Genomic DNA, 26,554 nt, shown 5'->3' with positions numbered 1-26,554 from the left:
CGTGCGGTTCTGGGTCGGCGCCTACGCCCCCGACGCCGGGTCGGCCGAGGGAATCGGCATCCTGCAGGCCGGTGACGCCGACTCGGTGTGGGCGTCCGGGCCCCTCGGCATGGTGGGGACGGCCGCCGCCGCCCCGGGTTCGCCGTCGTGGGTCGCGGTGCACCCCCAGCTCGACGTGCTGTACGCCGCCCTCGAGGCGGAGGGCACGGTGCAGGCGTACCGCCGCACCGGAGAGACGAGCCTCGCTCCGCTCGGCGCGCCGGTGCCCGCCGGCGAGGCCGTGTGCCACGTCGCGGTCGCGCCCGACGGATCGTTCCTCGTCGCCAGCTGCTGGGGCGACGGTCGCGTGGTGCGCATCTCGTTGGATGCCGCGGGCCGACCGTCTTCGCCCGTGATCGCCGCGGCGGCGGGCGACCCGTACGGGTCCACCGACGCCCCCTTCGCCCTCGACACCGGCGCCGCCGTGTCGGGCGCGGTGGTCCCCGACCTCGCCGCCGCGGCCCGCGCGTTGCGCGAGGCGGTGGGCGAGGAGTTCGGGCACCTCGTCCCCGAGTACGACGCCGTTCCCGATACCGACGCCGAGTCCGAGGAGGCGGCCGCGGGGGCACGCGTCTCCCGCGCGCACGAGACGATCGTCCTCCCGAGAGGGCTCCTCGCCACGACCGACATGGGCCTGGACCTCGTGCGGTTCTGGCGTTCGAGCGGCGCCGGTCTGCGCCTCGTGCAGGAAGTGGCGCTGCCGAAGGGCAGCGGCCCGCGGCACGGGGTCTGGCATCCGTCCGGCCACCTCTACGTCGTGACCGAGCTCAGTCGCGAGGTGTTCGTCCTCACCCCGGATGCCGAGGGGCGGTGGCGTGTCCTGTCGGGCGAGCCTCTGCTCGGCACCCTCGACGGAGACACCGCCGCCGAACTGTGCACGAGTCGTGACGGTGCGACGCTCTACGCCGGAGTGCGCGGCAGCGACACGATCGGCGTCCTGTCGGTCCGTGGCGCGGGCGAGGCGCTGCAGCTGACCGCGCTCGCCGAGGCCGGAACGCATTGGCCGCGACACCACGTCGTGGTGAACGACACGCTGCTGGTGGCCGGTCAGCTCGCCGACGAGATCGTGTCGCTCCCGCTCGACGCCCGCACGGGTGTGCCGGGCCGCGTGCGCCACCGCACGGCGTCCCCTTCGCCGACGCGCCTGCTGCCGATGCGCTGAGACCGACGACGGCGCCCCACCCGAAGGTGAGGCGCCGTCATGCGGGTCACGACGTGGGGATCCACACCCGCATCGTGGAGGGGCCGCGGTTGCCCCAGTCGTGATAGGCCACGAGCGGGACGGCATCGGCGTCCGCGACCTCGGGTGCGGTCGACTCCCGGTAGGGCCAGGTCTCCGACGGGACGACGCGATGGCCGACACGGATCCACACCCGCCCGTCGCGCTCGAACGGAGCGGGCTCCCCGACGAGGCACACGTCGCCGACGTCGTCGATCCCCGAGACGTCCGCGGACTCCAGTGCCAGCACCTCGGGGCCGCGTTCGACGGCGATGCACCCGCGCACCGCGTCGATCCGCGGATCGGGGGCGACGACGCGCGGCGCCATGGGCAGTTCCAGTTCGACGACGTCCCCCGTCCGGAACGCCCGTCGCACGCGGGCGATCCCCGGCGCCACGGCATGCGTGTCGATCAGCTCTCCGCCCGAACGGATGGCGACGTGCGCGCCCTCCGCCCACTGCGGCACACGGAGCGACAGCGTCCACTCGCCCGCCGAATCGTCGTTCACCGTGACGCGGATCGTGCCGTCCGCGGGGTACACGGTCTCGACGTCGAGCGAGACCGGCCTGCCGTCGTCGAGCACCGTCCGGATCTCCGCGGGCGCGTACTGGTGGAGCTGGATGCCGTCGGCATCCGCCGTCGCGATGTACGCGTCGAGGCTCGCGAGGGTGCGCGCGAGGTTCGGCGGGCAGCACGACACCTCGAACCACGGCGCCCGCAGCGACGACGACGCGCGCGGGGAGGTGCCGTCGGGGTCGGCGACCACGCCGGGCACCCGCTGGTGCAGGGTGTTGGCGTAGAAGAAGCTGCGCCCGTCCGCGGCGGGCGAGGTCGCGATCACGTTGTAGAGGGTGCGCTCGATGAGGTCGGCGTACGACGCGTCGCCGTCGTTGAGCAGCAGGCGCCACGAGAACATCACCGAGGCGATCCCCGCACAGGTCTCGGAGTAGGCGCGGTCCGGCGGCAGCTCCCAGTCGACGCCGAACGCCTCGTCCTGGTGGTGCGAGCCCTGACCGCCCGTGATGTACGTCCGGCGGCCGCGCGTCCGCCCCCACTGACGGCGGAGGGACTCGAGCAGCGCGTCGTCGCCGCTGTCGACGGCGACATCCACGGCACCCGCGGCGAGGTAGTTGGCCCGCACCGCGTGGCCGCTGAGCGCCTCGGCGTCGCGCACCGGCACGTCGTCCTGGAAGTAGGTGCGACCCCACTCGATGTCGCGGAGCGTCTCGTGACCGCGGCGCGAGACGAACAGCGCCGCCTGCCGGCCGTAGCGCGGTTCGCCGGTGAGGCGGGAGAGCTCGGCCAGGGCGGTCTCGATCTCGGGGTGGCCGCAGAAGGCCGGGATGCCGTCGGGCCCGAAGACGTCGCACACGAGGTCGGCGGCGCGGCGGGCGATCGTCAGCAGCCCGTCGTCGGCGCCCGGCCGTGTCCGCTCGCGGGCCACGGCCGCCTGGAACAGATGCCCGAGGCAGTACAGCTCGTGCCCCCATTCCAGGTCGGACCAACGGGGTTGCTGACCGGGGCGGCCGAACTCGGTGTTCAGGTACCCGTCGTCCTCCTGCGCGGCGGCCACGCGGGCGACGACGGCGCGGAATGTGCGCTCCAGGTCGGCATCGTCGGAGCGGCCGATCTCCCACGCGGCGGCCTCGAGGAACTTGTAGATCTCGGAGTCCGAGAACTCGCGCCCGCGGCGCCCCTCCGGCAGGCCGCCCGCGGCGGCCAGGTCGAAGTTCGGCAGCCATCCCTCGGATTCGAGCCGGTCGAGGATGTGGGCGAGGGTGTGGGCGGCGTTCACGCGCTGGCGCTCACCCCAGAACCCGCCGGTGATACGGACCTCGCCGAGTCCGAGGGGACGCAGGGCGGAGCGGGGAGGGACGACGGGGGCGATCACGGTGGACGGCGGGGCGACGTCGAGCGGACGGGAGGGGAGGGTGGTGGACATGGTCATCCCTTGAAGGCGCCGGACATGAAGCCGCGCACGTAGTGGCGTTGGAGGATCAGGAACAGGACGATGCACGGCAGCGCGAGGACGACGACGCCGGCTTCGGTGACGCCGTAGTCGATGACGCCCATCGTCTGGCCGCGGAGGTTGGCGACCGCCAACGGCAGCGTGATCTTCGACTGGTCGTTGATGAGGATCAGGGGGGCGATGAAGTCGTTCCACGCGGTGAGGAAGGCGAACAGACCCACCGTGATCAGGCCGGGCTTGACCGCGGGGAGCAGCACGCGGCGCAGGGCGGAGAAGCTCGTGCAGCCGTCGACGAGGGCCGCCTCGTCGAGTTCGCGCGGAACGGACTCGAACGAGATGCGCATCATGAACATCGAGAACGGGAGCTGGAACATCGTCAGCACCAGCGCGACGCCCACGAGCGAGTTCTGCAGTCCCACCGCGTTCAGGATCACGTAGAGCGGGATGAGCAGTGTCGCGTACGGCACCATCAGGATCGCCAGCACCAGCAGGAACAGCAGGTTCTTGCCCGGGAACGAGAAGCGCGCGAACGCGTACCCGCCGAAGAACGAGACCAGCAGGGTGAGCGCGACCGTCAGCAGGGACACGAAGAGCGAGTTGCCGAGGTACACCCAGATACCGGACTGGAAGTTGGCGAGGGTGGCGTAGTTGCCGAAGCCCCAGCCGTCGTTCTGGCTCGTGCCCGCCTGGGGGCTGACGGATGCCACACCCGTCCACACGAGCGGGTACAGGAAGATGATGGCCAGCGCGCCGGTGAAGATCTTCGAGGGCAGCCCCCAGAGCAGGGGTCCCCGCGAGCGGCGACGCCCGGTGGATCCCGGCGCGACGATCGCGCGGGTGCTCAGGGTCGCGGGGCGGGCCGGGGTGTCTGTCAGAGCCACGTCAGGCCTCCTCGGGGCGACGGAACGCGCGCAGCTGCACGACGTTGATGACCACCAGGGCGATCAGGATGATCACCGACAGCGCGGCGGCGATGCCGAGGCTGTTCTGGCCCTGGAAGGCGATGTTGTAGATGAGCTGGACGACCGTCATCGTGCTGTTGTCGGGTCCGCCCTTGGTCAGGATGTAGAACTGGTCGAACGCCAGCAGCGAGCCGGTCACGCACATGACGGTCGTGAGGGCGAAGGTGGGGCGCAGCAGCGGCACCGTGATGTCGCGGAAGATCTGTCCGCGCGACGCTCCGTCGATCCGCGCCGCCTCGTAGAGCTCCTCCGGGATGCCCTGGAGGCCGACGAGCAGCAGGAGCATGTAGAAGCCGGCGAAGCGCCACACGATGAGGAACACCGTCGACCACAGGGCGCCCTCGGGCGAGCCGAGGAAGGTGATCCCCCACGACTGCATGAGACCCGCGAAGGGGCCGGCGATGGGGGAGTAGAGCACGTAGAAGAGCAGGGATGCCGAGGCCAGGCCGAGGGCGCTCGGGAGGAGGAAGGCGGTGCGGAGGAACCCCTTCCAGCGGCTGGATTCCTGGACGAGCAGCGCAAGCCCCAGGCCGAGCCCGATCAACAGGACCGTCGTGATCACCGTGTACAGCAGCGTGAAGCGGATCGACTCCCAGAAGAGTCGGTGGTTCACGGCATCCACGAAGTTCTCGGGGAAGTTCGGGCCCATGTTCCCGCGCAGCAGCGGCCACTCCGAGCCCGACATCTGCAGTACCAGCAGCAGGGGGATGATGAACAGCGCGACGACGAACAGCGCCGTCGGGGCGGCGTAGAGCCAGCCCTGGAGCGGGCCGCCGAGGGCGGAGCGTGCGTAACGCTTCCGCCGGAGGGGTGTGGAGAGGGCCACGTCATTCCTTCCGAAGGGGGGTGTGGGGCGTCGCCGCGTGGACGACGCCCCACCGGGACTCACTGGGCCAGGACCGCAGTGATCTCGTCGTTGTCGGCGTCGACGGTGTTCGTGCCGTTGAGCACGGCGTTGCGCACCAGCGTCAGCCACGGGCTGCCGGGCGCGTTGAACGCCTGCTGGAAGTTGAGCGCGACGGGCGTCTTGCCCTTGCCCGCGACCTCGTTGATCGCGACCTGACGCGGGTCCTTCGCGGAGTACTCGTTGTTCGCGAGGTCGGAGCGTGCGACCGTGCTGCCGCCCTTGGCGAGGACGCCGACCTGAGCGTCCTCGGACGTCAGCCACGACAGGAAGTTCCAGGCCTGTGCGGACTGCTTCGAGTCCTTGGAGATGCCGATGCCGTCACCGCCGACGAACGTGGACTCACCGCCCTCGACGCCCGGGATGCCCGAGACGCCGGCGTCGAACTTCAGGCCCGAGAGGAGCGTGGCGGGGAAGGGCATGATGCCGACCTTGCCCTCCTGGAAGCCCGCGACCCAGGTGGCGCCGGTCTCGTCGGCCGAACCGGGAGCGACGGCGCCCGCGGCGTCGAGGTCCTTCCAGGTGGAGTAGACCTCCTTGGCGGCGTCGTTGTTCAGCAGCGAGGCCGTGCCGTCGGCGTTGAGGACCTCTTCGCCCGAGGCCCAGATCGACGGGAACCAGGTGAAGAGGAGGCAGCCGCCGCAGTTCAGGCCCGTCGACGTGCCGGACACGCCGGGCTTGTTCAGCGCCTGCACGGCCTTGGCGGTCTTGGCGAAGTCGGCGATGGTCGCGGGGGCCTTCTCGGGATCGAGACCGGCCTCCTTCACGAGGTCCTTGTTCCACATCATCACGGACAGGTCGAGCACGAACGGCAGGACGTACTCCTTGCCGTCGAGGGTGCCGGCATCCAGGTGGCCCTTGTTGATCGTGTCCTTGTAGGAGAGGCCGTCGATCTGGGTGGAGATGTCCTGGAACAGCCCTTGCTGCACCCAGTTGGGCACGTAGACGATGTCGGCGGCGAAGAGGTCGGGGAGCCCGCCCGAGCCGGCGGCGGCGCCGACCTTGGCGACGTAGTCGTCGTTGGGGACGACGGTGAGCTCGACCTGGTTCTTGTGGGTGCTGTTGTAGGCCGCCACGAGGTCCTTGGCCTGCTTCTCCAGGGGCGCGCGCGTCCACAGGGTCAGCGTCGCGCCGTCATCCGTGCCGGTGGCCGGAATGTCCTGCGGGGCTGCGGTCGAGCCGCCCCCGGAACAGGCGGCGAGCGAACCCACCAGGACGCCGGCCGCGAGCGCGGCCGTCAGCGTCCGCACCGCGGTGCGGCTTCGGGAAAGCTTCATCGGTTCTCCTCTTGCTCTTCATCGAGTAAGCGCTGCGGCGGGCGCCGCTGTCGCACATGTGATCGGGTCGGGTTCGAAAAGCCGAAACCCATTTCGGGACACTATCCGGCGAAGGCGCTATGGTCAACACATCTCGATAAGGTTTTCGGAAGGGGCGAGCGTGAACGGCAACGGGGCGAACCGCGCGGTGACGCTCGGCGATGTGGCCAAGCGCGCCCAGGTCTCGATCGCGACGGCGTCCAAGGCGCTCAACGGGCGAGAGGATGTGGCCGACGCGACGCGGCGACGTGTGCTCCTCGCCGCGGACGAGCTGTCCTTCACCCCGAACGCGATGGCGCGGGGGCTGGTCGCCGGGCGGACGGGGACGGTGGGCCTGCTCACGAGCGACCTCGAAGGTCGTTTCGTCCTGCCGATCCTGATGGGCGCCGAGGACGCGTTCGGCGCGGGCCAGGTCAACGTCTTCCTATGCGACGCCCGCGGGGACGCCATCCGCGAGCAGCATCACCTGCGCGCGCTGCTGAGTCGGCGCGTCGACGGGATCATCGTGGTCGGCCGCGCGACGGATCCGCGGCCGTCGCTCGGACCCGACATCCCCGTGCCCGTCGTATACGCGTACTCGCCGTCCGACGATCCGCGCGACATGTCCCTCGTGCCGGACAACCGCGCGGGCGGCCGGTTGGCCGTCGAGCACCTCGTCTCGTGCGGGCGCACCCGCATCGCCCACGTGTCCGGAGACCCCACGTACGCGGCCGCGAAGGACCGCCTCGCCGGCGCCCGGGAGGGGCTCGCCGCGGCCGGCCTCGAGCTGGTCGGCGAACCGATGTTCTCGGAGTGGACCGAGAACTGGGGGCGCGACGCGGCGGCGATGCTGTTGTCGCAGCACCCCGACATCGACGGGATCTTCGCGGGTTCCGACCAGATCGCCCGCGGCGTGCTCGACACGGCGCGCGAGCTCGGGCGGACGGTCCCCGACGACCTCGCCGTGGTCGGCTACGACAACTGGGAGATCCTCGCGACGAACTCCCGTCCGGCGCTCACGACGGTGGATGCCAACCTGCAGCGTCTCGGTCGGCTCGCCGCGCAGCGCGTGTTCGAGGCGATCGACGGCGCGCGGCTGGAGTCGGGGACGAGTCAGTTGCCGGTGCGGTTGATCATCCGCGGATCGACCATCGCGCGGCGCTGAGTTTTCGCGTCCTTCGAAATCTTCGAAAAGGATTGAGAAAACGTAAGCGTTTCCTTAGCGTTTCATCCCGCATGTCTCTCTCGGTGAGGAGAGAGACCGAGAGGATGAGACATCGTGGACTCCCCACACCGCACGAGCCGTCGCACCTGCCGCACGGCCATCGGGACGATCGCTTCCGCAGCCGTCGTCGCGACCCTGGTCGCCGCGGCCCCCGCACAGGCGGCCAACACCGACATCGGCTACCCGACGTTCTCGGGCAGCCCCACCCCCGTCCCCGCGACGGGGGTGACCTACACCCCCGGTAACCAACTCCAGAAGATCTTCGACGCCGACGTGGCCGCCGGGGCGGGCACCAGCGTCGACAAGGACTTCTGGATGGACCGGATGCTCGCCCGCACGGGCGACGCCGGCAGCTTCGGCGACAACAACCAGTGGCTGTTCACGCGCGGGCGGGCGGCCTTCATGAAGGAGCACGACCCGTCCGCCCTCGGCTTCGGCGGGCAGCTCGCCTACTGGGAATCGATCGACGGCCGCTCCGGCTACACCATCGCGGCGCGCGTGAACGGCGCCGACGTGCCGCTGACCGAAGACATTGCCCAGCGCAAGCAGACCCCGAGCTACTGGCGCAGCGTGCACCGCGGCGGCGGGCTCGAGATCGTGCAGACGAAGTTCATCACCGACGCCAACGTGCTGGTGACGAACCTCGACGTGCGCTCCACCGGCGGTGCGGTCGACGTCGAGCTCGTGGCATCCTCCCCGTACGCGGTGTCCGCGGAGGGCGACGAGCTGGTCGGTCACGTCGAGGCGCTCAACAACCTCACCAAGATCTCGCCGCGTTTCTCGGGAGACGGCTTCGCGCCCGCGGGCCAGACCCTCACGCGCACGCTGTCGGTGCCCGCCGGCGGCAGCGCGACCGCCAAGGTGCAGCTCGGCCTCGTCACCGACGAGATCGCCGAGTCCCGCAGCGAGTACGACGCCACGCGGGCGCAGTCGCCCGCCGAGGCGTACACCGGCCACGTCACCGCCTACAACCGGTGGTGGGCCCAGAACGTGCCGTACCTGGACACCCCCGAGGACAACATCGACAAGTCGTTGTTCTACCGGTGGTGGCTCATGCGGTTCAACTTCCTCGACGCCGACATGCCCGGCAACACCTACCAGTTCCCGGTCGCCATGGAAGGCGTGCTCGGGTACAACAACTCGATCGTGCTCACCACGGGCATGTTCATCGACGACCTGAAGTACTTCCGCGACCCGATCTACTCGTACGGCCCCTGGGTGTCGACGGGGGAGACGAGCAAGAGCTACAAGTTCGTCGACAACCCGGGCGACCCGGCCAACTGGTCGAACAGCTACACCCAGTACATCTCCGAGGCCGCGTGGCGCTCCTACGAGCTGCACGGCGGACCCAGCGCCATCGCCGGGAACCTCGCCAAGTACGCCGAGGACGACGTCAAGGGCCTGCAGGACGCCTACGACTTCAACAAGAACGGCCTCATCGAATACAACTGGGGCGCGATGACGGGCAACGACGCCGATGCCGTGTCGTTCCACTGGAAGGCCGGCTACCAGGACCGCGCCGAGAACGCCTACCTGTACTCCAACGCGCTCGCCTCGGCCGAGGCCTACCGCACCGCCGGTGACACCGCGAAGGCCGCCGAGATGGAGGCGTTCGCGCAGAACATCAAGGCGCAGGTCATGAAGGTGCTGTGGAACCCCGACCGCAAGCTCCTCGAGCACGCCATGGCGAACAACGGCGAGCACGTGCCGTGGAAGGAGATCAACAACTACTACCCCTTCTCCGTCGGCCTCGTGCCCAAGCCCGGCGACGCCGACTACAACGATGACTACGTCCAGGCGCTGCGGCTCTTCGCGGACGACAAGCAGTACCCGATCTTCCCCTTCTACACCGCGAACCAGGCCGACCAGGCGGCGTACAACGCCACCGGCGGCCAGGGCAGCAACAACTTCTCGGTCATCAACTCCACTGTGATGTTCCGGATGATGTCGAAGGTCCTGCGCGACTACCCGACGGATGCCATCACCGCGGAGTCGTACAAGAAGCTCCTGTACTGGAACGCGTGGGCCCACTATCAGAACGGCGGCGACAACCGTCTGCCCGACCAGAACGAGTTCTGGGCCAACGGCTCGGCGAACCCGCAGAAGATCGACTACCGCTCCTGGATCCACCACACGATCCTCGGCGCGACGAACTTCACGATGATCGAGGACGCGATGGGCGTGCGCACCCGCGACGACGCCAAGATCGAACTCGACCCGATCAACATCGGGTGGGACCACTTCACCGCGAACAACATCCGGTACCGCGATCGTGACCTGACCGTCACGTGGGACGCTCCGGGCGGGACGCGGTACTACGGCGATGACGTGCCCGAGGGCTACTCGGTGTTCCTCGACGGCAAGCTCGCCTTCACCGTCGACAAGCTGTCGCACGTCATCTACGACCCGGCCACCGGAACGGTGCAGGTCGTCAAGGGCGACGCGAAGGTCACCACCGCGACGACCTCGTCGGTCCAGGCGCCGCAGGACGTGCGCTTCGCCGACGACGCCCGCGTGGTCGACCTGTTCGCCAAGGCCGGTGCCGACGTCCGCACCGCCAGCACGGGCAGTGCGAACCTCGCCGCCTCGGCGACGGCCACGTTCTCGGCCGCGGGCCGCGACCCGAAGGGCGCGGTCGACGGCACGACCATCAACGAGCCCTTCTGGGGGACCGCCGGATCGCCGAACGCCAAGGACTCCCTCACCGTCGAGCTCGGCAGCGAGAAGACCTTCGACGACATCCGTCCCTACTTCTACGACAGCTCGTCGTCGGCGACCGCGCCGGGGTACGCCGAGCCGTCGGTCTACACGCTCGAGGTGCGCCGGGGCGGGCAGTGGTCGGTGATCCCGCAGCAGGCCCGCACACCCGCGTACCCCCGCGCGAACTACAACCACGTCCAGTTCCCCGAGGTGACCGGTGACGCCGTGCGCCTGACGGTGACCCACGCCAGCGGCATGAAGACCGGTGTCAAGGAACTGCAGGTGTTCGACACGGGCGTCGCCGCCCCGGCATCCACGAACCAGGCTCCTCTGGTCACGGCGTGGCAGAACCTCCCGGCGTCGGTCGGCGGCGCGGCCGCGCTCGTCGGCACGGTCAAGGACGACGGGCTGCCCGCGGGCACCGTGTCGTCGACCTGGTCGGTGGTGAGCGCGCCCGAGGGGGCGACGGTGCTGTTCGACGACGCCGCGTCCGCCTCGACCACCGCCCGCTTCTCGGACAAGGGGCAGTACGTGCTGCGCCTGACCGCCGACGACGGGGAGAAGACGTCGCAGACCGACGTCACCGTGCAGGGCGAGCCGGTCACCGCCGGCACCAACGTCGCCCCCGAGGCGACCCCGACCGCGGAGTACACCGCGGGCTGGAACAACGTCAAGGCGGTCAACGACGGAAAGGTGTTCTTCACCGGCGGCAGCCAGAGCGACATCTGGGGCACGTGGTCGGGCAACCACCCGGCGACCCGCTGGCTCCAGTACGAGTGGAAGACGCCGCAGCGCATCGCGGGGGCCGAGATCGGCTTCTGGAGCGACCAGACCGACCCGAACTCCAGCAACGGCGTCAACGTCCCGAAGGGGTGGAAGGCGCAGTACTGGACCGGTTCCGACTGGGCCGACGTGGGAAACCCGTCGGACTACACGGTGAAGCGCGACGCGACCAACTCCGTCACCTTCGACGCCGTGACCACCACGCGGCTCCGCGTCGTGCTGCAGGCCGCGGGCAACGGACCGTACGCGGCCGTCGCCGTCAGCGAGCTGAAGGTGTTCGCCGACGCGCCCACCTCGATCGAGCCGATCGACGTGCGCACGGCCGTGGGCACGAAGCCGACGCTCCCCGCGACGGTGGATGCCACGTACTCGGACGGCAGCCACGCCGACCTCCCCGTGACGTGGGCCGCGGTCACCGACGCGCAGGTTGCCGGTGAGGGCAGCTTCCCCGTGTCGGGCATCGTCCCCGGCTCGCCCGTCTCGGCCAAGGCGACCGTGTGGGTCCGCGCGACCGCTCCCGGTCAGATCAACCAGGTGGATGCCGTGACCAGCCGCACCCAGCCGGGTGTCGCGCCGGTGCTGCCGAAGACCGTGGGCGTGCTGTTCAACGACGGCTCGCGCCAGGACCTCCCGGTCACCTGGGACGCGGTCGCCGCGGACTCCTACGCCGCGCCGGGACAGTTCACGGTCGCGGGCACGGTGCAGAGCGACCTGCCCGGCACCACGGCCGCGTCGGCCGCGGTGACGGTCGGGTCCGGCGGTGACGACACGAAGGCGCCCACGGTGGCCTTCCAGGTGTCGCCGGCGGCTCCCGGCTCGGGCTGGTACACGCAGGCGGTCGCCGTCGACGTGACGGCGCGCGACGATCAGGACGCGGCCCCGCGCATCGAGGTGCGCGTGGATGCGGGCGCCTGGGCGGCCTACACCGGCACCGTCTCGGTGACCGGCGACGGAGCCCACGTCGTGCAGGCCCGGGCGACCGACGCGGCGGGCAACACGTCGCCGGTGGCCGAGCAGACCGTGCGCATCGACACGACGGCTCCGGCCGTCGAGGTGACCACCGACGCGGTCTCGCGCACGGTCAAGGCCACCGCGACGGACTCCGGCTCGGGCGTGGCCGCGATCGAGTACCGCCTGGGCGACTCCGGCGAGTGGAAGGCGCTGACGGGCTCCGTGCTCGTCGGAATCGACGAGACGAAGGTGCAGGTGCGCTCGACGGACACGGCGGGCAACGTCTCGCCGGTGGTCGAGCGCACGGTGCCGAAGGCCGACGGGTCGCAGAAGCGCAACGTCGCCCTGCTCGCCACGCCCACGGCATCCGGAACCGCCGCCTGGAACAAGGTCACGGGTCTGAACGACAACGTCCAGCCCACGTCCTCCGGCGACGTCGCCCCCAACGACAACGCGAACGTGTGGGGCGTCTGGCCCGCGGTGACCGACCAGTGGGTGCAGTACGACTGGACCGAGCCGGTGACGGTCGGCGAACTGGGCGTGTACTTCGTGTCGAACATCGATGCGCAGGGACTCGGCATCGACGTCCCCGCGAAGTGGGAGGCCGAGTACTGGGATGCCACGACCAGCGCGTGGGTGCCGGTGAAGAACGCCGGCGCGTACGGCACGGCGAAGGACACCTACAACACGGTGTCGTTCGATCCGGTGACCACGACGAAGCTCCGCCTGACGCTCGACCCCGTCGGGACCGAGCAGGGCAAGGGCAGCGTGGGCATCAAGGAATGGCAGGTGTGGGAGCAGCCGGAGACGCCGGTCCCCGACACGCAGGCGCCTGTCGTCACCCCCTCGGTCGACCCGGTCGCTCCCGCGAGCGGCTGGTACACCGGCACGGTGAAGGTCTCGGCGACCGCCATCGACGACCGTGACGACACTCCCGTCGTCGAGGTCCGCGTGGGCGGCGGCGAGTGGTCGCGGTACACCGCGCCGGTCGAGGTCACGACCGACGGTGCGACCACGGTCTCCTTCCGGGCGAAGGATGCCGCCGGCAACACCTCCGAGCCCGCGGGCGTCGAGGTGAAGCGGGATGCCACCAAGCCGGTCGCCGACGCGGGCTGGAACGCCCCGTCGCGCACCGTGACCCCCGCCGGTACGGATGCCGGTTCGGGCGTGGCCGTCGTGGAGTACCAGCTCGGGGGCGGGGCGTGGACCGCCGCGACCGGCGTCACCGCCGTCGGCGACGCCGCCACGACGGTGCGCGTGCGGGTGACCGACGTCGCGGGCAACGTGTCGGATGTCGTGGAGGTCGCCGTGCCGGCGAAGACCACGGATCCGGGCACCGACCCGGGCACGAACCCCGGCGGGGGTGGCACCGATCCCGGCGCCGAGCCCAGCGGCTCGCTCACCGGCAACGAGGTCATCCGGATCGGCGTCGCGCAGGTGGCGCCGGGCGGGCAGCTGCCCGTCTCGGTCAGCGGGGCAGCGCCGGGCACGGTGTTCGCGGTGGAGTTCCGCTCCACCCCGGCCCGCCTGGGCACCCTGACGGTCGGGGCCGACGGCACCGCGAACGGAGTGTTCACCGTCCCGGCGTACGCCGAGTCGGGGGTGCACACCGTGGCCCTCCTGGTGCCCGGCGGCGAGCTCACCGCGCAGGTGACCGTGGTCGCTCCCGGCGCGACGTCGTCGCAGACGCCGCCGCTGGCGGTCACCGGACAGGATGCCGCGTCGACGCAGGTCGCGATCGGCATCGGCGTGAGCGTGCTGCTGCTCGGGCTGATCGTCCTGGCGATCGCGTACCACCGTCGGCGCCGCTCGGCCTGACGAACCGGGGCCGGGGGCGTTTCGCCCCCGGCCCCTTCCGCACGTCCCCCCGGTCGAAGGAGACCACCGTGATCCGTCCTGCCCCGCGGCGCCTGTGGGCCGCCGCGACCGTCCTGGGCCTCGTGGGAGGAGTGCTGGCGCTGACGCCGGCGAGCCCCGCCGCTGCCCTCCCCAACCCCCTGATCGGCGACGGGTCGGTGTACTCCGCCGATCCGGCCACCCTCGTCGCCGACGACACGCTGTACGTCTACGCGGGCCGTGACGAGGCCGACGCGACGACGAACGACTTCGTCATGAACGAATGGCAGGCGTTCTCGACCACCGACGTCCAGGGCGGCTCCTGGGAGCACCACCCGTCGCTCATGCGCCCCGAGCAGGTCTTCTCCTGGGCGACGCCGGGCCGCGCCTACGCCGGTCAGGTCGTGCAGGGCGGCGACGGCCGCTACTACTGGTACGTGCCCGTGCACGAGGCCGGCAGCAGTTCGCCCGATCCGTTCGGCATCGGCGTCGCGGTCTCCGACACCCCGCTGGGCCCGTGGAAGGACTACGCCGGCGGTCCGATCGTGTCGCAGAAGATCCTGGGCAACAACGCCCACAACATCGATCCCACCGTCTACGTCACCGACGACGGCCGCGTGTGGATGTACTGGGGCAGCTTCGGTCGCCTGCTCGGTGTCGAGCTGGCATCCGACATGAAGACGATGATCGGCACCCCCACCGAGTTCCGCAGCGGGGTCGACGGCTTCTTCGAGGCCGCGTGGCTGTTCGAGCGGAAGGGCACCTACTACCTCGCCTACGCCGCCAACACGGCCGGGCCCGACAGCTGGTGCACCCCCGCGGTCTACCACGCGTGCATCGCCTACTCGACCGCGCCGACCCCGATGGGTCCGTGGACCTCGCAGGGCCGGGTGCTCGCGCCCATCTCGTCGACCACCAGCCACCCCGCCATCACCGAGTACCACGGCGCCTGGTACATGGCGTATCACACGGCGGATGCCGTCGGCGGGAACCACTTTCGGCGCTCGGTGGCCGTGGACGAGGTGCAGTGGGACGACTCCGTGACCCCGGCGCGCATGAAGCCCGTGGTCACCACCCCGGCGCACGACATCAGAACGACCCCCTCGGCGAACGTGGCTCCGTGGGCCACGGTCTCGGCGTCGAACGAACCTGTGCCCGTGCAGTATTGGAAGGCGGCGCTGAACGACGGCATCGTGCGCCCGAACCCGCTTCCGCCGGACATGTGGGGCTCCTACGGCGCCGACCGACCGGCCTCCCAGTGGATCCAGTACGACTGGCCCGAACCCGTGCGCCTCGACCGCTCGTCGATCCAGTTCTGGAGCGACCGCGAGCCGGGCAGCGGCGACGGCGTCTCGGCCCCGTCGTCGTGGAAGCTGCAGTACTGGGCGGGCGGCCGCTGGAACGACGTCGAGAACCCGAGCGGGTATCCGACCTCGACGCGCGAGCTGCACGAGGTGTCGTTCACGCCCGTGACCACGACCCGGCTGCGGGCGACGCTGAACGCCTCCCCGGGCACCGGGGCGTCGTCGAGCTACTCGGCCCTCGCGGTGGAGGAGTGGACCGCGGGTGCCGTCGCTCCGACCGATGTGGAACCGGCCGCCACCAGCACGCTCGTCGGAGAGGTTCCCGAGCTCCCCGACACCGTGGCGCTCGCGTACGGCGACGACCGCGTGGCCGCGCCCGTGACCTGGGATGCCGTCGACCCGGCCTCCTACGCGGCGCCCGGCACCTTCACGGTGAGCGGAACGGCACAGGGATACGCCGCCGGTCGCGTGCAGGCCACCGTCACGGTGATCGGCGCGGACGCCTGGCGCACCAACCTGGCGAAGACCGGCACACCGGTCGCCGACTTCACCGCCGGCTGGAACTCGCTCGCCTCGATCAACGACGGGACCATCGTCTACCAGGGCGGGTCGGCGTCGCAGACGTGGGCCACGTGGGACGGCGTGCGCCCCGCGAGCCGGAACGTCGGCTACACGTGGGAGACGCCCGTCACCGTCGACGCGGTCACGGCGCACTTCTGGAGCGACGTGGCGGGAGCCTCGGGCGCGGGCGACGGCATCGCCGTGCCGGCCTCGTGGCACGTCGAGACGCTCGTCGACGGCGTCTGGACCGAGGTCGCGGGAGCCGGCGGCTACCCGGTCGAGGCGTCGGCACCCAGCCGCGTGTCGTTCACGCCCGTGACGACCACCGGCATCCGTGCCGTGCTCGACGCGCAATCCGACGGCACCACGAACGCCGCCGTCGGCGTCTCCGAACTCGAGGTGCTCGGGCAGACGGCGGATGCCACGGCCCCCGAGGTGTCGCTCGAGGCGCGCGGCCCGCAGGGCGCCGACGGATGGTTCGTCGGACCGGTGACCGCGCGTGCCGATGCGACCGACGACCGCGACGTGCGCGTCGCCCTCTCGGTGGCGGTGGACGGCGCGGCGGCCACGACGACTCCCGACGTGCGCCGCGTCGACACCCTGGTGCGTGAGGACGGCTCGCACACGGTCACCGCCCGCGCCACGGACGCCGCCGGCAACGTCTCGACCGAGGCGACGGCATCCTTCCGCATCGACGCCACCGCTCCTTCGGTCACGGCGACGCTGGACGCGGGCGCCCGGTCGGTCTCGGCGACCGCGACGGATGCCGGCTCGGGCCTGGTCGGCATGGAGTACGCGCTGGACGACCCGCTCACGTGGAAGCCGTACACGGCGGCCGTCGCGGCGCCCGATCTGGAGCGGCACGTGATGTACGTGCGCGCGACGGACGCCGCGGGCAACGTCTCGACCGCGACCGCGGTGACCGTTCCACGGTCGCCCGATGCGCCGCTGACCGGCAACATCGCGCTGTACGCGACCCCGACGGCATCGTCGGCCTCCGGCTGGGCGCCCGTCGGCGGCGTGAACGACGGCAGCGTCACGGGCAGCGCGTGGGGTACCTGGCCGCGCGTCGGCGAGCAGTGGGTGCAGCTGACCTGGGATCGCCCGGTGACGGTGGACCGTGCGAGCGTGCTGTTCGCGCGCGACGCGGCCGACGAGGCCGATGCCGGACTGATCCCTCCACGGTCGTGGGTGCTGCAGTACCGCGACGACGCGGGCGCGTGGGAGGACGTCGCGACCTCGGACACGTACGGCCGGTCGTCGGATGCCGCGAACGAGGTGCACTTCACCGCGGTCGAGACCACGGCGGTGCGCGCGCTGATGCAGTCGTGGGGCGCCGCCGAGGGTCAGGGGTCGGCCGCCATCTCGGAGTTCGAGGTGTGGGCCGCCGCAGATCAGCCGCCGGTCGACACCACGGCGCCGACGCTGGAGTTCCCGGCGGCATCGCCCGTCCCCGCCTCGGGCTGGTACCGCGACGCGGTGCCGGTCACCGCGACCGTCACCGACGACACCGATCCCTCTCCGACCGTGCGCGTGCGCGTGGACGGTGGCGCGTGGGCTGCACTGACCGACGACTTCCGGGTCACCGGTGACGGCACGCACCTCGTCGAGGCCGAGGCGGTCGACGCCGCGGGCAACGTGTCGTCGCGCGTCGCGCTGACGGTGAAGATCGACGGCGTCGCGCCGACGCTGACGACGGCCGTGACGCACGAGGCCTCGGAGCACGTGGTCGAGGTCACCGCCTCGGATGCCCTGTCGGGTGTCGGCACGGTCGAGCGCCGAGTCGACGGCACCTGGATCGCCGTGGTCGATGGGCAGGTGACGCTCGCCTCGGGCGGAGGAACGGTTCCCGTCGTGCTGCGGGCGACCGATCTCGCCGGAAACACCTCCGACGCGCAGACCGTCACGGTCGACACGGGCACGACCGGACCGGTCGACCCGACGCCGACTCCGACGCCGACTCCCTCGCCGTCCTCCTCCGGGGCGAACGCGTCGGTCGACGGATCGACGACGGCCGGAGTCACGGGGTCCGCGACGCTTGCTCGCACCGGCACGGTGTGGCCGCTCTCCGCGCTCGCGCTCGCCGTCGTCCTGCTCTTCGTCGGCACGGTGGTGGCGCGTCGCCCCCGTCGGGATCGCCGGTAGAGGGGCGGTGCGGGGGCTCTCACCGACGCATCTGCTGACTACGTGGCGCGTCCTTGGGCGGCCCTGCAGTTGGTGAATGCAGTGACGGCTGCGGCGTCGCGCTGCTAAACTGACGCGACACCCCCGGACGCTTCGGCTACCGGTTAGAAAGCCCCGCTCCGGCGGGGCTTTCGGTTTTCGGCCGCCATCGCTCGGGCCGACGGAGGGTCTGCCGCCCAGATCGGACCTCTTCGGGCAGTTGGCTCGCCATCAGAGCTTCGGGGGTTACACAGCAGACCAGCGCGGGCCCGGTCTGCTTCAACGCTTTGCTTTGACGCAGAGTCGGCATCGGGCTGATCCAGCCGACCGAGACGCCCACTTCCGCCTGAAGCGTGCGGATCGTCGTCACCTGGTCGGAGTCGTTGGTCAGGAGGCAGTACAGGTCGGCCTCACCTCGGTGAGCGTCGAGCAGCATTCGAACGGCGAGGTTGACGTCCGATCCCTTCTCCTCGGTCTTCCTCACCGAGACACGAACGAGGGAGCCGTCGGCATCGAATTCGGCGGGATGCTTCGGCATGAGCCTTTTCGCCTCCGGGTACTGCTCGAGGCAGCGCCGATAGAGATTGAACCCGTCGACGTAGACGATGGCGGTCGGACGCGCGGGTTCTCGCATGCGGCGCAGTCTACGAGCGGGTGAGGAGGGGCTCGGGCCTCTGTGGAGAACTCGAGGCGCTCGGCGCTGAGCGCTACTTCTTCGCGTCCTGGCGCGGAATGATGATCTGCTTGACGATCAGCAGCAGCGAGGCGGTGACCGGGATCGCGACCAGGGCGCCGAGCAGCCCGAGCAGCGTGCCGCCGACGAGCGCGCCGATGACGACGAGCGATCCCGGGACCGAGATGGTCCGGCTCATCACGCGCGGCGTCAGCACATATGCCTCGACCTGCATGTACACGAGGTAGACCACGGCGAAGATCAGTCCGGCCGTCGGATTCACGATGAGTGTGAACACCGTGGCGGTGCCCCAGAAGAGCACCGACCCGACGAGCGGGATGAGGGTGATCCCGAACGCGAAGGCCGCCAGCAGCGCCGCGAAAGGCTGCCCGACGATCGTCAGCACGATGAAGGCGAACACCGCGTTGATCAGCGCCAGCACGACCATGCCCGACAGGTAGCCACCGACCGAGTCGGTGATCTGGCCCGTCATCTCCGACACCGTCTCGCGGTTGCGCGCCGGGCTGAGGCGCACGAGCGAGTTCTTCATCGACGGGAGGGATGCCAGGAAGTACAGGCTCAGCACGAGCACGATGATCGCGCCGGAGATGCCGGTGGCGATGGTCACGCCGGCCTGCAGCAGACCGCCGCCGATGGCGGTGAGGTTCGCCGGGTTCGTGAAGAACTTCTGCACCTCGTTGAAGATGTCGCCCACGCTGTCGCCGAAGTTCGACTCGATCCACAGCACGAAATCGCTGGTGCGGAGGTCCGAGACGAAGGTCGGGACGTCCTCGATGAACTGCGAGATCTGGCGCACCACCGGCGGGATCAGAAGCCACAGGGCGGCGGCGAGGATGACCGCGAGTCCGCCGAACACGATGACGATGGCCCACGCCCGCGAGATGCCGCGGCGCACCAGACTCCGCACGAGCGGATCGAGCGCGAGCGCGATGAACAGGGCGATCGCGATGTAGATGAGGACCGTGGAGAGGTTCGACAGCGACAGGCCGAGGAGCAGCGCTGTGAGCCCGCCCAGGGTGAGGAAGAAGCCCGCGGCGTAGGGCCGCGCGATCGCCGACCACACGGGCCGGTCGCGCGAGGTGACCTCCCCGGCGTTGGCGCCCTCGGCGGAAGGATCGGGGTGCGACGATCGGCTCATGGTCACACTGTAGGGCTCGCCGCGGCGGACCGCGGGTGCGCGATAGGGTCGGGTCCGGAGGACCCATGACCGACGCCGACCCCACGACGATCCTGCAGGGCCTGCGCGGCAGCATCGACAACATCGACGCCGCGCTCATCTTCCTGCTCGCCGAGCGATTCCGCTGCACCAAGCAGGTCGGTGTGCTCAAGGCGCAGCACGGGATGCCGGCATCCGACCCCTCTCGTGAAGAGCAGCAGATCGCCCGGTTGAAGCGTCTGGCCGCCGAGGCCGACCTCGATCCGGAGTTCGCGGAGAAGTGGTTCAACTTCGTCGTCGCCGAGGTCATCCGTCACCACCGGTCGGCCGCCGGCGCCCCCGCGGACGACTGACCGACACGCCCGGGCGTGCCCCGGGCGACGGGACCGCGCACCTCATCCGCTACGCGCCCGCGTGTGCCACGGTCGTCCCGGAAACGCAAGCCGGCGGTCGGTTTGCCAGCCGATCCATCAGCGTGAAACGGTAGAGGAGGCCCCCAGCGGGCCGCCCACCCGACCAGTCCGCGGTCGCCGGTGCCGGCTCGGGGGAGTCGCGCCGCGAGCGTACGGTCGGCGGCCAGGACCCGGATCCGACATCCGGCGTCGGAGCGTTCGCACCCCCGGTGAACGCCGAGCGGCTGCCACCCGGGCGTGACCGATGCGGCCACCCGAGGCCGCGCAGGTGCACACAGTGACCACTCCGCATGCCATCGCGGCCAGGAACCTCTTCAAGGTCTTCGGCCGCTCCCCGCAGTCCGCCGTCGAGAAGCTCCGCGCCGGTGCCCGGCGCGACCAGCTCGGCGACGCCGGAACCGCCGCCGTCATCGACGCGAGCTTCGACGTCGAACCCGGCGAGATCTTCGTCATCATGGGCCTCTCCGGCTCCGGCAAGTCCACCATCATCCGCATGCTCAACGGCCTGCACGACGCCACGGCCGGCACCGTCGAGGTGCAGGGCGACCCGCTCACGGGTGTGAGCACCGCGCGGCTGCGGAGCCTGCGCCGCGAGCGCATCGCGATGGTGTTCCAGCACTTCGCCCTCCTGCCGCACCGCACGGTTGCCGCGAACGTGGCGTACCCGCTCGAGATCCGCGGCGTCGGCAAGGCCGAACGCCTCGCGAAGGCGGACGAGATCCTCGCCCTGGTGGGCCTCGAGGGGTGGGGCGACAAGCTCCCCTCGGCCCTCTCCGGCGGTATGCAGCAGCGCGTCGGCATCGCCCGCGCCCTCGCCGCCGACACCGACATCCTGCTCATGGACGAGGCGTTCAGTGCGCTCGATCCGCTCATCCGCCGCGAAATGCAGGAGCAGCTGCTCGAACTGCAGCGGACGCTGAAGAAGACGATCGTGTTCATCACCCACGACCTCAACGAGGCGATGTTCCTCGGTGACCGCATCGCGGTCATGCGCGACGGCCGTATCGTCCAGATCGGAACGCCGGAGGACATCCTCACCGACCCCGCGAACGACTACGTCGAGCAGTTCGTGCAGGACGTCGACCGCGCCCGGGTGCTCACGGCGGCGAACGTCATGGAACGTCCCCGCCCCCGCGTGGATGCCGGCGCGGGCCCGCGCACGGCCCTCCGCCAGATGCGCGACGCCTACATGTCGGCCGTGTACGTCACCGATCGCGACCGCAAGCTCCTCGGGATCGTCACCGACCGGGATGCCGTGAAGCTCGTCCGCGCGGGGGAGAGCTCGCTGCTCGGGCGGCTGAAGCCCGTGCCGCACAGCGTCCGCGAGGACGAGGTGCTCATGAACCTGTTCGTGCCCGCCGTCGAGTCGCCGCTGCCGCTGGCGGTCCTGGATGCCGAGGGACGCCTCACCGGCGTCATCCCGCGCGTCACTCTGCTCGCCGCGCTCGGTCCCGGGCCCACCGCCACCGAGGAGATCACCGTGCTCCCGCAGCCCGTGCCCTCGGCCGAGATCGACGCCGTGCTGGCGGACGCGGGTGACGCGCCGGAAGCCGTGGCATCCGGAATCGAGGGGGTGCGCTGATGGACGGGTTCCGTATTCCGGTCGGGACATGGGTCGACGCGGGCGTGGACTGGCTCCGCGACAACCTGTCGGGCCTGTTCGACGTGATCGCCGTGGTGGTCCGCTTCCTCGTCGGGGGACTCAGCGACGTCCTGCTGGCCGCACCGATCATCGTCGTGATCGTCGTCGCCGCCCTGCTGGCGTGGCTCGTGCGTTCGTGGAAGCTCGCGATCGGCACCGTCGTCGGCTTCGCGCTGATCCTCGCCATGGGGCAGTGGGTGACCGCGATGCAGACGCTCGCGCTCGTCGTCGTCGCGGCGGCCGTCGCCGTGGCGATCTCGGTGCCGCTGGGCATCTGGTCGGCGCGCAACCCCGCGGTCCGCGCCGTGATGAAGCCGGTCCTGGACTTCATGCAGACGATGCCGGCGTTCGTGTACCTCATCCCCGCGATCACCTTCTTCAGCATCGGCGTCGTCCCCGGCGTCGTCGCGACGGTGATCTTCGCCCTGCCTCCGGGCGTGCGCCTGACCGAACTCGGCATCCGGGGAGTGGATGCCGAGACCGTCGAGGCCGGACACGCGTTCGGCGCGACGCCCGGGCAGATCCTCCGTGGCATCCAGCTCCCGCTCGCGATGCCGACGATCATGGCGGGCGTCAACCAGGTCATCATGCTCGCGCTGTCGATGGCGGTCGTGGCGGGCATGGTCGGTGCCGACGGTCTCGGCAAGGAGGTCGTGCAGTCGATCTCGACGGTCAACCTCCCCAAGGGCGTCGAGGCGGGGCTCAGCGTGGTCATCCTCGCGGTGTACCTCGACCGCCTGACCGCAGCCCTCGGTACCCGCGCCGCGAACACGTCGTCGCTGCTGGCGGTGCTGGGCCGCCGCCGCGGTCCCGGCGCCCCCGCCTCCGGCGGCCCGGCCGCCGATGCCGCAGGCGAGGCCGAGCGCCAGGTCGCCTCCCCGCGCCGCGCCCCCATCACGACGGGCGCCTGAATCCGCTGCGTCCCCCCTGCACTACGGAAATCACATACGGAACGGAAGATCACATGAACAAGCGACACCTCACCGCAGCACTCGCCCTCGGCACCGTGGCGGCCCTCGGGCTCGCCGGATGCGCGAGCGGCAACCAGGCCGAGGGCGGCGCCGGCGACGGCGGCGACAAGGGCACGATCACGCTGGGCTTCCTGCCCTCGTGGACCGACGGCCTCAGCACCGCCTACCTCCTCGAGGACCAGCTCGGCAAGCTCGGCTACACCGTCAAGATGCAGACGCTGACCGAGGCGGGGCCGCTGTACGCCGGGCTCGCGCAGGGCGACGTCGACATCTACCCGTCGGCCTGGCCCGAGCTGACCCACAAGTCGTACATGGACACCTACGGCGACGCGATCGAAGACCTCGGCGCGTACTACGACAACGCCAAGCTCACGATCGCCGTGCCCAGCTACGTCGACATCGACTCGATCGACCAGCTGCAGGCGAACGCCGCCCGGTTCGACGGCAAGATCTACGGCATCGAGCCCGGGGCGGGCCTGACGAAGCAGACGCAGGAGGTCGCGATGCCCGGCTACGGCCTCGACGGCGGCTTCGAGCTGGTGACCTCGTCGACCGCGGCCATGCTCACCGAGCTCGACAACGCCATCGCGGCGCAGAAGGACATCGCGGTGACGCTGTGGCGTCCGTTCTGGGCGAACGACGCTTACGACGTGAAGGACCTCGCCGACCCGCAGGGCCTGATGGGCGACCCCGAGAAGCTGCACTTCCTGGGCACGGCCGGTTTCGCGGACAAGTATCCGGATGCCGCTGAGCTCATCGCCGGCATCCAGCTCGACGACGCGCAGTACGGCTCGCTCGAAGACCTCGTCGTCAACGAGTACGGCGAGGGCCGTGAGGCCGAGGCCGTCGACGCGTGGCTCGAGCAGAACCCCACCGCGTTCCCGACGCAGCGCGACTGACGCCGCACCCGCGAGCCCCCTCCGTGTCAGGCGGAGGGGGCTTTCGCGATGCTGCGTGCGGGGGTGAAGCGGGTGCGGAACCCGGGATGTCCCGCGGGCATCGCGAGCACCGAGTCGGGCGTGCGTCCGCGCAGCTGCGGGAAGCCGGCATCCACGACGAGGTCGTCGTCGAGGGTCTCGAGCTCGGCGGTCACCAGCGGCCACGGCTCGTGGCTGTTCGCGGCCCAGATCGTGCGACCGAGGTGCCGTTCGTGGAACCCCCAGCGCGCGGTGAGGAACCGCGACAGCGGGGTGTCGACGGGGGCGGTGCCGAGGTGCGCCCGGAGGCGGGTGCCGGCATGCCGTCCGCCGTGCCGCCGCGACCGGTACTCGATGAGCGGCCCGTCGGTGCGCACCCCCGCCCGCGCCCAGCGGTACGGCAGCCCGAACAGCGCGCGCGCCGCGAGCACCGGCGCGAGGTGTTCGGCCTCGAGCGTCCGGAAGACGACCCCGCGGCGACCGGCATCGTCCACGGCGTACGTGCGGACGTTGATCTCGGTGAAGGTGCCGACGAACGGCACCGGCGGCAGCGGGAGGAAGCGGAACTCGCTCAGCACGAACGGCACGAGCCCGACCCACGCCGCGCCGTCGTGCACGTCGGGACGCGTCCCGGCGGGGAGCAGCGGCGCGACCTCGTCGGGATCGACGCGCCAGTGCACGAACACGGCGCGGTTCCACCGCTGCTGGATGACGGCGCGGCCGGGGAGGGCGGGGGCGTGACGTTCCAGGGGCACGGCCCGATTCTCGCCCCGACGCCGTCGTGCGGGGGGACACTGGACACATGCCCCCGTCATCTGCTGCGGATCCCCGGCTCGTGGCATCCATCCGCGAACTCCTCGCGCAGCGGGCCGAGGGCGCGACGATCTGCCCCTCCGAGGCCGCCCGCGCCGTCGGCGGCGACGAGTGGCGCGACCTCATGCAACCGGCGCGGGACGCCGCGCGACACCTCGTCGACGCGGGGGAGGTCGAGGTCACGCAGCGCGGCGAGGCCGTCGACGTGACGACCGCGCGGGGGCCCGTGCGGATCCGCCGCGCGCGCTGAGGCGATGCGTCAGGCGGCCGGCTCCGGCGGCGTGGAAGACGGCAACTCGAGCGCGACCTTCTTCTCGAGGTTCTCGACCGCCTCGTCGCTCAACCAGATGAGGCCGTCGAGCTCCTGCCGCACACGGCGGTAGGCGACCTGCCGCTCGTTCGGCGTCGCGGCCTGGTCGACGGCGACGCCGAGGAGCTGCTGCGCCGTCTCGAGGCGCTTGCGCTCCTCGGGCGTGAACGCGGCCGCCTTGACGCGGCGCGCGTCGCGTTCGGCGAGCTCGAACGCGACCTCGTAGTCGGTCACGGCGTCGCGGTACTCCCTCAGGCGCTCGGGAGTCGGAGTCTCGCCCACAGCCGGGCGCAGCGTGTCGGCGACCTTCTTCGCGCGCAGGAACGCGGCGGTCAGAGGCTGCCGCCCGTCGCTCATCGCCGGGTACGAGATGAGCTTCGACACATCGAGCTCGTAGTCCAGCCAACGGTGCGTGATGTCGTCGTGCCGGGCTTCCACGCGCCCGAGGTCGTCGCCCGCGGCGGGCGTCGCGGCGACCGGGGCGGGGGTGGATGCCACGGCCCCGCCGCCCTGCACGCGGAGCAGTTCGAGCTGCTCGCGGTGGCGCCGGCGGGCCGTGAGCTCCCGCTGCTTCGAGATGCGGCCGACCGCGGCCATCGTCATGCCGAAGAGCGGGAAGACGAGCCACCAGTAGTTTCCGGCGAACTCCATCATGTTGTTCACGGGGACACGCTACGCGCCCGGGTCGCTCTTTCGCCCGCGCTTGGCCTGGCGCTCGGTCCACGACTTGGATGCCGCCCGCCCCATGTTCTCCACGGACCAGGCCAGTGCACGCTGCGCCTGCTCGGCCCAGTCCGACGCGACCCGCCCCCAGGCGTCGGTCGGATCGGTATCGGTGCGATCGTCGCGGCCGTGGCGCGCGGCGCGTTCGGCCCGTTCGAACGCGTGGTGCAGAGCGCGGACGGCATCGCGATACGCGAGGAAGTCGGCGGGCTCGAGTCGCGCGGTCGTCGACGAGGGACGCAGCCATTGCGCCCGCTCCTGCGCACGGAGGAACTCGGCCAGTAGGGGCGAGCGCGGGTCGCTCATGGCCGGGTAGTCGATGCGCAGCGCGGGGTCGGTCTCGTACGCCATCCAGCGCTGCAGGATCGCGTCGTGCTCGGCGAACAACCGGGCCACGGGGAGCGGGGCGCTGCCGGCGCGAATGGCGGGCAGCATGCTCTTCGCCGCCCGCACGGCGGCACGTCGGGCGCGGATCTCCGCCGAGGCCGCGCGCAGTTCGCGCTGGGCCGCGGTGAGGCGGGCCCGTGCCGCCGAGACGGCATCGGATGAGACACGGGATGCCGCCCGCTCCGCCTGAGCGCGCATCACTTCGGCATCCGCGATCTTCACCTCGGCACGACCGCGCGTGACCGCGTGTCGCGCGTTCTGCTGGTCGAGCAGCGCGGCATCCAGCTCCAGGCGACGAGCGGCCGCCTTGCTCATCGGTCGGTTCGCCCACGTGCGAGCGGCGCGCTCGGTGGTGGTCGACGCGCCGGCGGGCAGCGCGCGGTGGCGCGTGCGTCGCACGCCGATCCAGCCGACGGTGCCGGCGCCGGCCGCGGCCGGAGCGATCCACCACCATTCGGCCATCAGCGCGAGGAGCGGTTCCACGCCTTCATGCTACGTCGGCCGTCCGGGAGTGCGGTGGGGATCTCGCGCATCGGGGCGCCCGGGAGGGGGTCGTGGCGCGGGGTGTGAGATCGTTGCGGGGTGAGAACCCGGCGATCCGCGATGCGAAGGGGCAT

At 71.0% G+C, this 26,554-nt stretch carries 18 protein-coding genes; 9 read left to right on the top strand and 9 right to left on the bottom strand.

What is annotated here, in order from left to right; translation table 11 throughout:
• Nucleotide 1 precedes the first annotated feature (1 nt).
• Nucleotides 2-1,201: a lactonase family protein gene (locus BW982_RS09260; protein ID WP_076492546.1), complete on the top strand. Its 1,200-nt coding sequence runs from the start codon at nt 2-4 to the stop codon at nt 1,199-1,201.
• Nucleotides 1,202-1,247: 46 nt separating this feature from the next.
• Here BW982_RS09260 and BW982_RS09255 read toward each other — a convergent pair whose 3' ends face one another.
• Genes BW982_RS09255 through BW982_RS09240 form a run of 4 tightly spaced genes read right to left on the bottom strand, consistent with a single transcriptional unit; the run spans nt 1,248 to nt 6,370 of the window.
• Complete coding sequence (locus tag BW982_RS09255) at nt 1,248-3,200, bottom strand: glycoside hydrolase family 127 protein (protein WP_076492543.1); 1,953 nt, start codon at nt 3,198-3,200, stop codon at nt 1,248-1,250.
• 2 nt (nt 3,201-3,202) lie between these two features.
• Nucleotides 3,203-4,108 carry a carbohydrate ABC transporter permease gene (locus BW982_RS09250; RefSeq protein WP_217693676.1) on the bottom strand — a complete coding sequence of 302 codons (906 nt, stop codon included), beginning with the start codon at nt 4,106-4,108 and terminating at the stop codon, nt 3,203-3,205.
• Nucleotide 4,109: 1 nt separating this feature from the next.
• Nucleotides 4,110-5,015, bottom strand: coding sequence for a carbohydrate ABC transporter permease (locus BW982_RS09245; RefSeq protein WP_076492540.1), 906 nt, complete (start codon nt 5,013-5,015; stop codon nt 4,110-4,112).
• 59 nt (nt 5,016-5,074) lie between these two features.
• Entirely contained in the window at nt 5,075-6,370 is a 1,296-nt protein-coding gene (locus tag BW982_RS09240; protein ID WP_076492537.1) for an ABC transporter substrate-binding protein, read from the bottom strand.
• A 160-nt stretch (nt 6,371-6,530) separates the two neighbouring features.
• On the opposite strand from BW982_RS09240, the gene BW982_RS09235 reads away from it, so the two are divergent.
• From BW982_RS09235 to BW982_RS18205, 3 genes are all read left to right on the top strand, one after another.
• Complete coding sequence (locus BW982_RS09235; protein ID WP_076492535.1) at nt 6,531-7,553, top strand: LacI family DNA-binding transcriptional regulator; 1,023 nt, start codon at nt 6,531-6,533, stop codon at nt 7,551-7,553.
• 114 nt (nt 7,554-7,667) lie between these two features.
• Nucleotides 7,668-13,865 (top strand): OmpL47-type beta-barrel domain-containing protein, encoded by a 6,198-nt coding sequence (locus BW982_RS09230; protein WP_076492532.1) that lies wholly within the window; start codon nt 7,668-7,670, stop codon nt 13,863-13,865.
• 68 nt (nt 13,866-13,933) lie between these two features.
• Nucleotides 13,934-17,893 carry an OmpL47-type beta-barrel domain-containing protein gene (locus BW982_RS18205; protein WP_076492529.1) on the top strand — a complete coding sequence of 1,320 codons (3,960 nt, stop codon included), beginning with the start codon at nt 13,934-13,936 and terminating at the stop codon, nt 17,891-17,893.
• Between the two features lie 136 nt (nt 17,894-18,029).
• Here the strand turns inward: BW982_RS18205 and BW982_RS09220 are convergent, their stop codons facing one another.
• Nucleotides 18,030-18,545 carry an NYN domain-containing protein gene (locus BW982_RS09220; RefSeq protein WP_076492526.1) on the bottom strand — a complete coding sequence of 172 codons (516 nt, stop codon included), beginning with the start codon at nt 18,543-18,545 and terminating at the stop codon, nt 18,030-18,032.
• A 73-nt stretch (nt 18,546-18,618) separates the two neighbouring features.
• Nucleotides 18,619-19,743 carry an AI-2E family transporter gene (locus BW982_RS09215; RefSeq protein WP_083696673.1) on the bottom strand — a complete coding sequence of 375 codons (1,125 nt, stop codon included), beginning with the start codon at nt 19,741-19,743 and terminating at the stop codon, nt 18,619-18,621.
• Nucleotides 19,744-19,808: 65 nt separating this feature from the next.
• Here BW982_RS09215 and BW982_RS09210 point away from each other — a divergent pair, with 65 nt between their 5' ends.
• The 4 genes from BW982_RS09210 to BW982_RS09195 all read left to right on the top strand — a co-directional run bounded on the left by BW982_RS09210 (nt 19,809) and on the right by BW982_RS09195 (nt 23,686).
• Complete coding sequence (locus BW982_RS09210; RefSeq protein ID WP_076492524.1) at nt 19,809-20,114, top strand: chorismate mutase; 306 nt, start codon at nt 19,809-19,811, stop codon at nt 20,112-20,114.
• Nucleotides 20,115-20,451: 337 nt separating this feature from the next.
• Entirely contained in the window at nt 20,452-21,756 is a 1,305-nt protein-coding gene (locus BW982_RS09205; protein WP_254845566.1) for a quaternary amine ABC transporter ATP-binding protein, read from the top strand.
• A complete protein-coding gene (locus tag BW982_RS09200) occupies nt 21,756-22,727 on the top strand; it encodes an ABC transporter permease (protein ID WP_076492519.1) in 972 nt (323 codons plus the stop codon). The genes BW982_RS09205 and BW982_RS09200 overlap by 1 nt, the downstream gene beginning before the upstream one ends.
• A 53-nt stretch (nt 22,728-22,780) precedes the next feature.
• Nucleotides 22,781-23,686: a glycine betaine ABC transporter substrate-binding protein gene (locus BW982_RS09195; RefSeq protein ID WP_076492516.1), complete on the top strand. Its 906-nt coding sequence runs from the start codon at nt 22,781-22,783 to the stop codon at nt 23,684-23,686.
• Between the two features lie 26 nt (nt 23,687-23,712).
• On the opposite strand, the gene BW982_RS09190 is transcribed toward BW982_RS09195, so the two are convergent.
• Nucleotides 23,713-24,459 (bottom strand): YqjF family protein, encoded by a 747-nt coding sequence (locus BW982_RS09190; protein ID WP_254845565.1) that lies wholly within the window; start codon nt 24,457-24,459, stop codon nt 23,713-23,715.
• Between the two features lie 47 nt (nt 24,460-24,506).
• Here BW982_RS09190 and BW982_RS09185 point away from each other — a divergent pair, with 47 nt between their 5' ends.
• Nucleotides 24,507-24,767: a DUF3253 domain-containing protein gene (locus BW982_RS09185; protein ID WP_076492514.1), complete on the top strand. Its 261-nt coding sequence runs from the start codon at nt 24,507-24,509 to the stop codon at nt 24,765-24,767.
• A 9-nt stretch (nt 24,768-24,776) separates the two neighbouring features.
• On the opposite strand, the gene BW982_RS09180 is transcribed toward BW982_RS09185, so the two are convergent.
• Nucleotides 24,777-25,481: a hypothetical protein gene (locus tag BW982_RS09180; protein ID WP_368483028.1), complete on the bottom strand. Its 705-nt coding sequence runs from the start codon at nt 25,479-25,481 to the stop codon at nt 24,777-24,779.
• Between the two features lie 18 nt (nt 25,482-25,499).
• Entirely contained in the window at nt 25,500-26,420 is a 921-nt protein-coding gene (locus BW982_RS09175; RefSeq protein ID WP_076492510.1) for a hypothetical protein, read from the bottom strand.
• Nucleotides 26,421-26,554 lie beyond the last annotated feature (134 nt).

Origin of the sequence: Microbacterium sp. RURRCA19A (assembly GCF_900156455.1) — a bacterium.
In the GTDB taxonomy this organism is placed as follows: Bacteria; Actinomycetota; Actinomycetes; order Actinomycetales; family Microbacteriaceae; genus Microbacterium.
This window is presented reverse-complemented; position numbering and strand designations above follow the sequence as displayed.

Excerpts from the sequence above, each read along its gene's own strand:
- BW982_RS09195 (WP_076492516.1), top strand. The coding sequence starts at position 22,781 with ATGAACAAGCGACACCTCACCGCAGCACTCGCCCTCGGCACCGTGGCG.
- BW982_RS09180 (WP_368483028.1), bottom strand. The coding sequence starts at position 25,481 with ATGATGGAGTTCGCCGGAAACTACTGGTGGCTCGTCTTCCCGCTCTTC.
- BW982_RS09185 (WP_076492514.1), top strand. The coding sequence starts at position 24,507 with ATGCCCCCGTCATCTGCTGCGGATCCCCGGCTCGTGGCATCCATCCGC.
- BW982_RS09200 (WP_076492519.1), top strand. The coding sequence starts at position 21,756 with ATGGACGGGTTCCGTATTCCGGTCGGGACATGGGTCGACGCGGGCGTG.
- BW982_RS09255 (WP_076492543.1), bottom strand. The coding sequence starts at position 3,200 with ATGTCCACCACCCTCCCCTCCCGTCCGCTCGACGTCGCCCCGCCGTCC.
- BW982_RS09240 (WP_076492537.1), bottom strand. The coding sequence starts at position 6,370 with ATGAAGCTTTCCCGAAGCCGCACCGCGGTGCGGACGCTGACGGCCGCG.
- BW982_RS09215 (WP_083696673.1), bottom strand. The coding sequence starts at position 19,743 with ATGAGCCGATCGTCGCACCCCGATCCTTCCGCCGAGGGCGCCAACGCC.
- BW982_RS09210 (WP_076492524.1), top strand. The coding sequence starts at position 19,809 with ATGACCGACGCCGACCCCACGACGATCCTGCAGGGCCTGCGCGGCAGC.
- BW982_RS09220 (WP_076492526.1), bottom strand. The coding sequence starts at position 18,545 with ATGCGAGAACCCGCGCGTCCGACCGCCATCGTCTACGTCGACGGGTTC.